The 11,900-nt window shown below is 51.3% G+C and carries 9 protein-coding genes; 4 read left to right on the top strand and 5 right to left on the bottom strand.

The features are described 5' to 3' along the window. Window positions 1-2: 2 nt before the first annotated feature. From NQ842_RS19690 to NQ842_RS19675, 4 genes are read left to right on the top strand one after another with little or no spacing between them, the layout of a single operon-like run. Window positions 3-791, top strand: coding sequence for an outer membrane lipoprotein-sorting protein (locus NQ842_RS19690; protein WP_257256232.1), 789 nt, complete (start codon window positions 3-5; stop codon window positions 789-791). Next, window positions 788-2,176: a hypothetical protein gene (locus tag NQ842_RS19685; RefSeq protein WP_257256231.1), complete on the top strand. Its 1,389-nt coding sequence runs from the start codon at window positions 788-790 to the stop codon at window positions 2,174-2,176. Before NQ842_RS19690 ends, NQ842_RS19685 begins: the two co-directional genes overlap by 4 nt. A gap of 10 nt (window positions 2,177-2,186) precedes the next feature. Beyond that, on the top strand, window positions 2,187-3,119 hold the full coding sequence (locus NQ842_RS19680) for an ACP S-malonyltransferase (RefSeq protein ID WP_257256230.1): 933 nt from the start codon (window positions 2,187-2,189) through the stop codon (window positions 3,117-3,119). A 10-nt stretch (window positions 3,120-3,129) separates the two neighbouring features. Next, the gene (locus tag NQ842_RS19675) at window positions 3,130-4,131 is read left to right on the top strand and encodes a hypothetical protein (RefSeq protein WP_047360754.1); all 1,002 of its coding nucleotides are present in this window, start codon (window positions 3,130-3,132) and stop codon (window positions 4,129-4,131) included. Between the two features lie 73 nt (window positions 4,132-4,204). Here the strand turns inward: NQ842_RS19675 and NQ842_RS19670 are convergent, their stop codons facing one another. From NQ842_RS19670 to NQ842_RS19650, 5 genes are all read right to left on the bottom strand, one after another. Further along, a complete protein-coding gene (locus tag NQ842_RS19670; RefSeq protein WP_257256229.1) occupies window positions 4,205-5,926 on the bottom strand; it encodes a TolC family protein in 1,722 nt (573 codons plus the stop codon). 4 nt (window positions 5,927-5,930) lie between these two features. Beyond that, window positions 5,931-7,283 (bottom strand): HlyD family type I secretion periplasmic adaptor subunit, encoded by a 1,353-nt coding sequence (locus tag NQ842_RS19665; protein ID WP_052950831.1) that lies wholly within the window; start codon window positions 7,281-7,283, stop codon window positions 5,931-5,933. Beyond that, entirely contained in the window at window positions 7,280-9,529 is a 2,250-nt protein-coding gene (locus NQ842_RS19660; RefSeq protein ID WP_194516937.1) for a type I secretion system permease/ATPase, read from the bottom strand. The genes NQ842_RS19665 and NQ842_RS19660 overlap by 4 nt, the downstream gene beginning before the upstream one ends. A gap of 259 nt (window positions 9,530-9,788) precedes the next feature. After that, entirely contained in the window at window positions 9,789-10,424 is a 636-nt protein-coding gene (locus NQ842_RS19655) for a hypothetical protein (protein WP_014830768.1), read from the bottom strand. A 155-nt stretch (window positions 10,425-10,579) separates the two neighbouring features. Further along, window positions 10,580-11,242 carry a hypothetical protein gene (locus NQ842_RS19650; RefSeq protein ID WP_038418730.1) on the bottom strand — a complete coding sequence of 221 codons (663 nt, stop codon included), beginning with the start codon at window positions 11,240-11,242 and terminating at the stop codon, window positions 10,580-10,582. Between the last annotated feature and the right edge of the window lie 658 nt (window positions 11,243-11,900).

Genomic DNA, 11,900 nt, shown 5'->3' with positions numbered 1-11,900 from the left:
ATATGAAACGCGTTGTCATCACAAAACTGCTCTTTTGTCTGTGCCTGTTTTCCTCGGCGGTATTATCAGCGCCGGTGGATAACAAAGCATCAGAGATTATTCGTCGTGCCGATGAGGTTCGTTCCCCGAATAAACCTTTTCGCTACACCCTGACCATTCATGAATATAAGTCGGGCGCATCTCAGCCTGACAATAAGCAGGTGCTGGATATTTCCATGCGCTTTATGAAACCCGAAGGGGGAATGAAAGCCGATGCCCGCTCGCTGGCGCGTTTTATTTATCCCCCGCGGGACAAAGGCAAAGTGCTGCTCTCTGACTGGTACGATCTTTGGTTCTACACGCCAGAACTGCGTCGACCGGTTCCCGTTTCGCGCCAGCAGCGCCTGATTGGACAAATCTCCAATGGCGACGTCATTGTCACCAATTTTGAGTACGCCTACCACGCTACGCTGCTGGGAGAGGAAGCATGCGGTGATACACACTGCTATAAGCTGGAGTTGGTGCGCAAAACGAATGACGTCACGTGGCCAAAAGTCATCTATTACGTCGAAAAAGAGGGGGACAACCGTCCTTTTAAAGCGTCGTATTACTCTCTGGATAATAAATTGATTAAAGAAGTGCTGTACCAGGATTTTCAGATGGTATTAGGGAAGATGCGTCCGATGAAAATTATTGTGAAGGAGGCCCGTCACGGTAACAGCTACTCCGTGATGGAGTACAGTGATGTTCGCCTGGAATCCTTGCCGGAATCCCACTTTACTCGCGAGTCTATTCAGCGAGGTGCCAATTGAAACGCACATTACTGGGGTTAACCCTGGCACTCTCCGCTCTGCCGTTGAGCGCACTGGCGGACTGCCTGTCCGGTTCCGACTTTGCAAAAAACAGCACTGTCACGCTGTATGAGCAGGTGTCGCTGGTCAAAAAACAAATTTCAGACTGGCGAATTAACGGCCGAAATCCGTATACCAGACACAATATCTACAATGACGCGGGCGTGAATCTCACCAGCAAGTGCGCGATCGTTGAAAATGCGCTGGATCTGGATTTGTCTCTCTACGGGCTCACCTGGTACTCCCCGCGTAAGCTGGGGGCATTTGAAGAGGACGACAGCCGCTCTCAGCTGTTGATTGAGCGTCTGAGACTGGTTTACGCCGTTTCAGACAGCGTGCAGCTTGAAGTAGGAAAACTTCAGGCGAAGCAGGGTCTCTTTTTCCTGCGCTCACCTTCCGATCTGACTCCGCATTACTACGCCGGGTTCAAACCGACGCGGCTTTACGATCCCGCGCTTCGCACTGCGTATCAGTCCTCGTCCTGGGCCGCGACGCTGTCAATGGACAACCGGGATGAGTCGCTCTCGCTGACCATGATCCCGAAGCTGGCGACGATCGATAAATACTATCTGACCTCCAGCAACTGGTCCGCAAACCAGCGTGGCAACAGCAGCGAGACCTGGCTTCTGAGCTATACCTCACATGCCTTCCGTCAACATACGCCGGGGATGCGCATTCTGCTGGGAGACTCGCAGTCGGTTGCCGTCTCTGACAGCTATCACTACACCCCACAGTTGACCCTGAATGCCGGGATGGCCTGGCACCGGGAGCAGCGCTGGCGTCATCTCTCTGAGGAGAAAAGTGCAGAAGTCCAGGACTATGCGTTTCCTTCGTCGCTGTATGACACCGAGGACAAAAATGGCGTTGAGCTGGCGGTGGGCGGGCAATATACCACTGATACCTTTAACGTTTTCGGCCTGGAATATTATTACCAGAGCGAAGGTTATTCCCGCTCAGAATGGCGCAAACAGCGCGACCTGATGACCTTTTTAAATACCCCGACAGGCTATGCACCGCTCGACAGGGCATTTGATTCCTATAAGTACCTGATGGCGTCTGAAATCAGCAATACGGGCAACAAAGGCATGTTGCAGGGGAAACACTATCTCAACGCCTGGTCCAGCGTGCAGCTCACGCATCAGATCGCCGTGCAGCCTTATTTCGTCGTCAATCTGATGGATAAAAGCACCCTGTCAGGGCTCCACATCAGCGCACCGCTGACATTTATTGATGACCAGCTGGAAGCGTATACCGGCGTCTATTCAGCACTGGGTAGCGCAAATTCTGAGTTTGCTTTCTTCGGCGATGTTGCCGGTGGCTATGTTGGCTTTAAGTATTACTTATAAGGAAATGACTATGACGCTTGATAATCCATCGCAGCCTGTGGTGCTGCTGTTTTCCGGCCAGGGAAACCCGGTGATTGGTATGGGCAGCGATCTGTGGGATCTCAATGCAACGACGAAACAGATCTGGGATTGTGCCAGCGATGTGTCAGGGCTCGATCTGCGCCGACTCTGCCTCAAAGGGCCGATGAACAGGCTGATCCAGACCACGGTACAACAGCTGGCCGTTACGGCAATCAACGTATCGCTTTATAGCCTCTGCCGCGAGCGCTTCCCCGCGCTGCACGTCGTGGGTGCCTGTGGCCATAGCGTTGGCGAATACAGTGCCCTGTACGCGGCAGGCGCGATCTCGCTGGAGACCCTGTTCCGTACGCTGCATTTTCGCGCCAGCACCATGGATGCGGTGAGTAAAAAGCAGAAAGGCGCGATGCTGGCGCTGAAGGGGGCCGATTTTGCCACGCTGAGTGACATCATCACCCGCAGCGGGATCGCGCTGGATATCAGCTGCGACAACACCCCGCGTCAGCAGGTGATTGGCGGGACCCCGTCTGCGCTGAGTGATGTTGCCAAAGTGCTGGCCGATGAAGGCTATGAGCCGATCAAGCTCGGCGTCAGCGGGGCCTGGCATACCCGTTTAATGGCTGAGGGCGTGCAGCTGATGCGTGACTTCCTGGCGGGGCAGCCTTTCACCTCGCCAGCCTATGACGTGCTGATGAATGTGACCGCCAGAGTCGAAACGGTGCCGGACAATATCAAAGAGAACCTCTCTTTGCATCTTACGCAGACGGTGAAATGGGCCGATTCCATGGCCAGATTCATCCATCATCCAGACCAGCCGCTGTTCCTGGAGATGAGCAACAAACCCTATCTGGGACAGATGCTGAACGATTTTTCCGGTTTTTCTGCCGGGCGTGTCCTGCACTGCAGAAAAGTGTTAGGGATGTAATGACCGAGCTATGATTCCAGATTATTTAACCTTCATCCGTTATCAGGATAAAAGGAACGTGCTTTTTATCTATATCGTGACGTTTATCCTGCTGGGCTTTTACTGGAAAAATGCCGGTTTCTCTTTTTCCCGGCAGGATGCCTGGGTCGCGAGCGGTATTTTCGCGCTGATCGGGTATAGCTTCATTGCCGACCTTAAGGCCTTCTGGGCCTATAAATGCGTCGTCAAGAATGTTGATTTGTCGGTATTTGTCGGCAAAGAGAGCCCGAAAATGAATTCGATCATCTTCGAACCGTTTATCGTGCTGGCCGTCTCGATCCTGATTTTCGCGGGCATCACGGGGTTCTTCCTTGCGCTGACCACACCAGGCATCACGCTGCTGTTCATGGTTTTCGTGGCGCCGCTGATTATCTGGGGGATCTTTGCCGCACTGCGCCATGTCTATATTCAGCAGGTCGTTGCCTCAGCCAGAGACAAGGCAAAATACACGCAGCTTTCACAGTATGTGGCCGTTGCTGTCGTGATGAGTGTGGTGATGAATCTCCTGACCATCAGCCCCTTACGCAACAGTGCGCAGTTTGATCTCTATGGGCGCTACTTCACCTTAACCGCCATTATTACCATGGTGGTGCTCTGCGTGGTGGTGCTGGCAATCAATCTGCTGTTCTTGCGCTTTACCCGACGCTATGTGTTTCTGGGCCATCTGTTCCTTAACGAGATTGATCTTTATTTCTCTCCGTCAATCCCGTGGAGGACGCTGTCTGAGAAACCATTATGGCTGCGGCTGGTGATGCTGGTGGGCGTGGAATGTGTCTGGTCGGCTGTTATCGGCGTGCTGCTTACGCTTTCGGGATGGCAGGTCTGGTTTGAGGTCTATTTCCTGCTTTGCTATCTGCCGTGCCTGGTGTACTACACGCTGCACACCTGGTGGAAATGGCATACCGATTTTATGATGTCGAGCGACATGTATCTGCGCTGGGCGGAGATCAGCAGAGAGGACACCCCCTGGTAGTCGCCTTCTGAAAGACATAAAAAAGCCAGACCCTCATCACTGACGGTCTGGCTTTTTATGACGTCTGTTTCGCTTAGCTCATTTTCATCCATGACAGCAGCATGGAGGCGCTGGCAATGACGTTAATGTTGGAAATATAGCCGTCGTAGCGGTTGTTAATGGCAGAAAGCTGATTATTAAAATGATCGTTTTCTGCCGTCAGCACGTCGAGCAAGGTGCGTTTGCCAAGGTGATACCACTGTTCGTAGAACATACGACGCACCCGATCCGTTTCACTTGTCAGGCGATCGTAATCATCGGCGCGCAGGAAAGAGGAGTCACGTACCTGAATCTGATAGTTAATCTGATACTCCAGATCTTTGTAACTCACTTCATATTGCTGCTGCGCCATATTGGCTTTCGCCCGTGCCGACATCTCAGCGGCACGCTGAGAGCCGCCGCTAAACGCCTCCCACTCGACGTTTAAGCCCGTATACCAACCCGCTTCGTTGCCGTTGCTGTCTTTGGCGGTGCTTTTGGAGATGACCCAGTTCACCTGCGGCAGGGCCGACGATTTAATGCTTTCTGCCTCATACTCTGCCGCCCGGACTTTGGACTGCAGGTTCAGCATCATCGGGTTCTTATCCAGCCCAGAAAGGGCCACCGACGCCGGGATGACCGTGTCGTGCCAGCTTATGTCTTCCGGTAATTCAGGCTCGGTCCCCAGCAGACGCACCAGTTTGATTTTGCTGGCGCTCAGCTGATGCTCAATATTGTCGAGACTTGCCTGGGCCGACATCAGTTTTGCTTTGGCCTGCACCAGTTCACTCTCTCTGCCGCGGTCCGCCTGGGTAATTTGCGACAGCATGCTGACCAGCTCTTTCATGCGGCCAACGTACTGTTTCGCCACAACCTTACTGTGCTGGTAGCGCCCCATGTTCATCAGTTCGGACACGGTGTTGTAGGCCAGCTGTTCGCGGGAATACTCTTTTGAATAACGGGCTGCTTTTGCCGTTTCCAGAGAGTTGTCCACCTGATTACTGATCCTTCCCCAGTCAATAATTGGCGTATTAACGGAGACCGTACCGCTTGAGTCGCTGATATGGCTATTGTTGGATGATGACTGGCGATCGCCACCCACGGTCGACAGCGGCGAGGTTACGCCCAGACGTACCTGGGGCATGCGCTGGCCTTTTACCTGATCGACCATGTAGTCAGACGCCATCACCTCTGCTGAGGCGGCCCGCAATTCAGGGCTATACGCCAGCGCTCTGGCCACCATGCTTCGCAGGAAGACTAGCGAATCCTGACCGCCGGCACGGTAGCCCTGCGACATGCCGCTAATGGCTTGACGCGCACCGCCCTCACGACGCACCCCGGCGTACGCCGGGTCCGGTTTGTAATACTCGGTGACGGGCGGGAAGAAGTCTGCGTTTTTCTTCAGCGCAGCCCGGCTTTCCGCCGGTTTTGACGGGGCGGGGGCAAACTCCCTGGCTGTCGGTGCAGAGGCGTAACGTTCAGGGCGCGCAGTGGATTGCGTTGGCATCGCCTTTTGCGTACTGACGTATTGCGACTGGGTACGCATGGCGGGCAGCGAACGCGGCGATGCCGCACTGTGCGACACCGTCGGCTGCACAGGCTGCACGTCGCGGTTGAGCTGTGACTGTGTGCGCATCGGCGGCAATGACGCCAGGCTGCTTTTAGCCTGAGCAATGTCAGCCGCGTGCAGCGGAATGACAAAAGAAGAGCAGGGCAAGCAGAGTGCAACTGCGGTTGCTACCCTTGCCCAACGACGCTCTTTACGTGCCTTAACCATATAATTATCTCTCCCTGAAGGCTTCGCGCGCTTTCAGTATCGGTTTGAGGATGTAAGACAAAATGGTCTTCTCCCCCGTTCTGATTTCTACGTTTGCCACCATTCCCGGCATGATCGGGAATGACTTGTCTTTTACCTGTAACGCGGCACGGTCGGTGCGGACGAACACCCGGTAATAGGTAGAATCTCCACGCCCCTGACGGGCTTTCTCTTCATCGATCAGCGTGTCTGAACTGAGGTGTTCAACGACACCGTTTAATCCGCCATAAATGGCATAGTCGTAGGCGGTAATTTTTACCGTGGCGGGCAGGCCCGGATGGATAAAGGCCACATCAGAGGGTTTGATTTTGGCTTCAACCAGCAGGTTATCTTCAAGCGGAATGAGGGTCATGATCTCCGCCCCCTGCTGAATGACGCCGCCACGGGTTGTCACCCGGATGTTGTTGACGGTGCCGCGCACGGGCGCCACCACCGTGGTACGGTTCATCACGTCCTGGCGTCCGCGCAGAATTTCTTCCGCCTGCGCCAGCTCAGATTCCAGACGGTTCAGTTCGCTGTTGGCATCAGAGCGGAAGCGGTTGGTACGCTCGGTGATCTGCAGGCTGAATTCGTTCGCCTGGCGCTTGAGGCGCAGGATTTCGACATCCGACATTAACCCTCTGCGCGCCAGCGGCTCCGACAGACTGACCTCGTTTTGCGCCAGCGTCAGGCTCCGTTTTAAGGCCTCTACGCTTTCATTCAGGGTTTTCAGGCGGGCGTTATAGGCCTGGGTCTCATCACGCACGATTGACTCAATCCCGGCGATATCCGGCGGGAAGGTCAGGGGCGTGTCGTAGGCTTCCGCCCTGAGACGGGCAATGCTGCCTTTCAGCCCCTGCACTTTGGACAACGATTCGCCATAGCTGGCCCCGGCGCGAGTCGGGTCAATCTTCAGCAGAATCTGGCCTTTCTCGACAATGTCGCCTTCCTGCACGTTCAGCTCTTCGAGAATGCCGCCTTCCAGGCTCTGAATGAGCTGCTCGCGGCTGGCGGGGATCACTTTCCCGTCGCCACGGGTAATTTCCTCAACCCGGGCGAAATGCGCCCAGACCAGCGCCACCACCACAACCAGGGTGATGGTGTAGAGCATGATCATGCTGAAAGGGGTCTTCTGTGCGATCAGCGCGCCCTGCAGGTCGTGCATGAATTTCAGATCGTCGGCTTTCACTTTCCCCGTTGGCTGTGTGGGGTGTAATGCCAGCCCGGTGCCTGTTCTCTGCGTAGCGTTGACGTTATCCAGTGCCGTTGAGGGTACGCCTGCATCCGTTTCGGCCTCTCCCTTTGAGGCGTTATGATTCACTTCGTCCTCGTTCATCATTCATTCACACCTTGTTTCTGTTGCTTCTCTTCGACTGAATGCATTGCTTGCTTTTTCTTCATGACATTCTCATTCAGGCTGGCCATCACCTGATCTTTGGGACCGTCTTTCACTACATGTCCGTCTTCCATGACGATCAGACGCTCTACCAGGCTCAGTACGGACATGCGGTGGGTCACAATGACCAGCGTTTGTCCTTGCGTCGCTTCTTTGAGCCGACGAAGGAACAGGGTTTCCGTCATCGCGTCCATTGAGCTGGTGGGTTCATCCATCAGCAAAATCTTTGGTCGCAGCAACAGGCAGCGGGCGAGGGCGACGAGCTGTTTTTGTCCACCGGAAAGGCAATTGCCCATTTCGCCGATAGGCATGTCAAAACCCAGTGGATGTCTGGCCGCCACGTGATCAAGCCCGGTCAGGCGAACGACTCGCAGAAACTCTTCCGTGCTCACGCCCGGATTGCCAATGACGATGTTATGGCGCAAGGTGCCGTAAAACAGGCGGCAGTCCTGCCCGACGTAGCCCACCGCGGCGCGCCAGTCGGCGGGATCCACCTGTGTCGCATCCACACCATCAATAAAAAGCTGTCCGCTGCTCTGCTGGTACAGGCGCGCCATCACCCGCAGCAGGGTCGACTTCCCGCTGCCAATTTTGCCCAGCACGGCCACCTGCTCCCCGGCCTCGATGTTGATATTGATGTTGTCCAGAATGCGTGGCGCGACCATCATTCCCGGTACCGGATAGGTGAATCCCACCTTTTTCAGACGCAGGCTGCCGGTGAAATTGGGCGTCGGCAGATAATTGATGAGCGCATCGCGCTCGGTCGGCGTTTCCATTAGCTGGTTAAGGGATTTCAGCGCGGTTTTGGCGTGCTGATAACGCAACGCCAGCCCGACCACAGAAGCCAGGGGCGCGAGCGAACGGCTGGAGAGGATCACCACCCCAATCATGGCCCCCATGGTCAGCTCTCCGGCGTGGATTAAATAGACGCCGAGCACCACGATGCAGACGGTGGTAATTTGCTGCACAAAAGAGACAAAGTTGGTGGTCAGCATGGAGAGATAGCGGGTTTTCATCGAGGACGCCGCAGCCAGTGCGCTGAAATCATTCCAGCGCTTTTGCATCACTCCTTCGCCCTGAGCGGCTTTTAAGGCCTCAAGCCCTTCGATGCTCTCGATCAGCAGACCCTGCTTAAGCGAAATTTCCCGGACGTTTTCTTCCATGTAGCGACCCAGCGGCCACTGGATAATGACGCTAACAATCAAAATCAGTGGCATGGCGACCAGCGGTACAACGGCCAGTGGGCCGCCAATCATGTAAATGATGAACATGAACAGCAGACAGAACGGCAAATCGGACAGCGTGGCGAGGGTCGCAGAGGTGATAAAGTCGCGGACGGCCTCAAAATCGCGTAACTGGTTCGCAAAGGTTCCGGAGGATTGCGGCTTGTATTCCATGCGCATCGACATCACCTGGCGAAACAGCTTCGCCCCGAGGATCAGATCTGCTTTTTTACCGGCGATGTCGATCAAATAGGCACGGATTTGTCGGCTGGCAAATTCAAAAATAATGGCAATCACCACGCCAATCGCCAGCGACCACAGGGTGACGTACGCCTGGGTGGGGATCACGCGGTCATAGACGTTCATGGTGAAGAAGGTACCGGCCAGCGTAAGAATGTTCGCCAGCAGCGCCGCCAGTGCCGCGCTGTAGAAGTAATGTCGGTAGCGCCACAGCGTCGAATAGAGCCAGTGGCCTTCATCCTGGGCTTTCGGTAACAGCTGGTCTTCAGCACGCGCGTCCAGCGTGGGTTTTGGCGTTGTCACAAGGGCATAACCGCCATAAACCTCGTGTAAATCCGCCTCTGCAACGAGAAGCGTTCCGTTGTTTTCAGGTACCACAATCTGATATGTATGTTGCCCGCGCTTTCCCTTGCGCGCGGTAAGAATGCAGTATGTCCCGTCTTTGCGTGCAATAAGCAAAGGGAACAGCCAGGAGGAAAGCGAATTCAGATCGCGCTTAACCCAACCGGCGGATATGCCCATTTGCTCAAGCATACGTAATGCCATTTCAGGCTCCAGCTTGTCGCTTTTTGGCAGGCCTGCATACAGCACCTCTTTGCTGGCATACTTAGAATGATGCCCACAAAGCCATTCAACGCCCCACAGAAGAGAATCTTTTTCAGGGGCTTCAATATCATCAAGAGTATGCTCTGAATTAATTTTTACCGTGGAGAGATGCGTGTTCATTTTCGAATTCAGACCTGTAGTTGCGTTCCTCACTTAGAATTAAAAAGTAAAGAATATGTTATTTAAAAACGACCGGGGGCATCCGTAAATACAACGGGTGACGCGGGTGGATTATGTAAAAATACAAGCACTGGTAATATCGTAGTGTAGGGTTTTATCCCTCTTACACACAATAAGGAAAAGTAACTGTTCCTTTAAGAATATTCTACGTCATATTTGCTATGCTGATGTTTTAACGTCTTTTTTTAACATGGACGTGTTAGCTCGCCAGCCTTGAAATAGGAACGCCCAGCTTTGTTTCAATCCTTATTTTCATGGCGTAAATGTTTTTGACATTCGTGGCATTTTTCATGGCAATCTTTTTAGGCAGTTGACCTTTATACAGTTCAGAAAACAGTGCATATTCATTTGCGCTAAGTTTGGCTCTTTTTTCTGAAGGCCGTATTATTTTACCCATAAAAGACTGGCTGATCTTCATTTTGATATCCTCAGCCAGGTCATCATGAAAGATGACCGTGCTGATAATCGTGTCTGCCGTGTCATTGTAAAACCAGTAGTGGGCAATGGCCGCCATTTTTTTATCGGTGATCAGAATCAGACGTGAGTTTCTGAACTGAGATAACCAATTGTTTGATAAGAAGTAATTTACATTTTTGTAATTAAAGTCTATCACCACAATGGGTTGTGAAATTATTTTTGAATTTATACCCGCAAAGTATTGTAAAATGCCTTCTATCAGAAATGAGTTATTTTCTGGCCAAATATAAAACTCGGTTCCTGAACATTCATCGCACTTTGTGCTGCGAATGGGAGCATAAGCGCATTTATGCACACATCCGTAACAACGCATAGTGTAGTTGTCATTCTCATTTTGTTTAATAGTAATAATGTTCATGTGATCAAACGCTACGCGTCCATATAATATATGTAAAATATTATGTAATATATCAACAATCAGATTAATTATGCATTACGGAAAAACACGAGTGACAGTCAGAGTACGCTCTGTTCGTCCAGGAATTTTCGACAGAGCGTATTGTCCGTTTTACACTAACTTGCAAGCCGTGTGATGGACACGCCCAGCTTGCGTTCAATTCGGTTCTTCATGGCGTAAGTGTTTTTAACACTGGTACCGTTCCGGTAGGCGATTTTCTTTGGCGACCAGCCGTTAAAGAGGAATGAAAACAGGCTGTATTCATTCTGACTCAATTTGGGTCTGTTACCTGTCGGTTTAATCGTTTTTGCCAGGAACGTTTTTTTCAGTTTCGTCGAGACTTCTTCTGCGCTATCGTCATAAAAGATAATTGAACTGATAGTGGTTTCTAACGTGTCGTTGTAGAACCAGTAGTGTGCAATTGCCGTCATCTTTTTATCAGTGACTAGAATCAGTCTCATGTTTTTGAACTGATCTAACCAGTTTTCAGATAAAAAATAATTGATGTTTTTATGACTGAAGTCGATGATGACAACCGGCTGCGAAATATATTTATCATTTACCTCACCAAAGTGATGACGAATGCCTTCAACCAAAAAGGTGTTATTGTCAGGCCAGATATAATATTCAAGAGCGTGGCAATCACGGTTTTGGCCATCTTCAGACGTATTAAAGCGGCATTGCTTTTCGCAACCATAACAACGCATGTCAGGGGTATGACAAACGGGTTGTCCACCCGTATGAGATAAATAGCCAGGATTGTTAGTTGCACAGTACATATTATACCTCACACGCGATGTTTTCTTACGTTAATGATATTAAACCGGAGTCTAACAAACGCCGTCGTTCTTTAGGAATAATCATATTCTGGACCAGGCAATAATCTTAATTAAATAGTCTGAACTGACTATTATGAATGCGATTTAAGAATTAATTTTATATAAAACAAGGTTTTATAAAAGATCTTAAATGAGAGTGAGATTCATTTATTTTTATCTAAAATGCTGTAATTGTTGTTTTTTGGTTAATTTTTGGCAGAGTCGTTTACTTTCTGAAATACCGGGTGAGGGACACGGTTTAATAAGCCGAAAAAGCAGGGACTTTATTAACTAAAGTAAGCGGCGTGGAGCAATAAAATACGCATTTAAATATAGCCGGGGAAAATAGTTGTTCTGTTTATAAAGCGTATTATTTACCTGTTTCTTGTCACTCGTCGTCCGTAATATCAGTGCCCGGCGTTACCAGTCGGCGGCATCTTTGCCTGTTTTATCGGTTACATAATCTTTGGTTAACAAAGATTATACATAACGGGTGCATTTATTTAACATTTGATCGTTTTTGGTGCGTTTGTTGCACTGTTTTTGTGCAATCAGCGGAGTGGCTAATGTGCTGGCGCAACGTTTGACGTGCCAATGCGTTTTTGGTGTTTAGCTTATA

The organism is Enterobacter cloacae complex sp. R_G8 (assembly GCF_024599795.1).
Taxonomy (GTDB): Bacteria; Pseudomonadota; Gammaproteobacteria; order Enterobacterales; family Enterobacteriaceae; genus Enterobacter; species Enterobacter dissolvens.
This window is presented reverse-complemented; position numbering and strand designations above follow the sequence as displayed.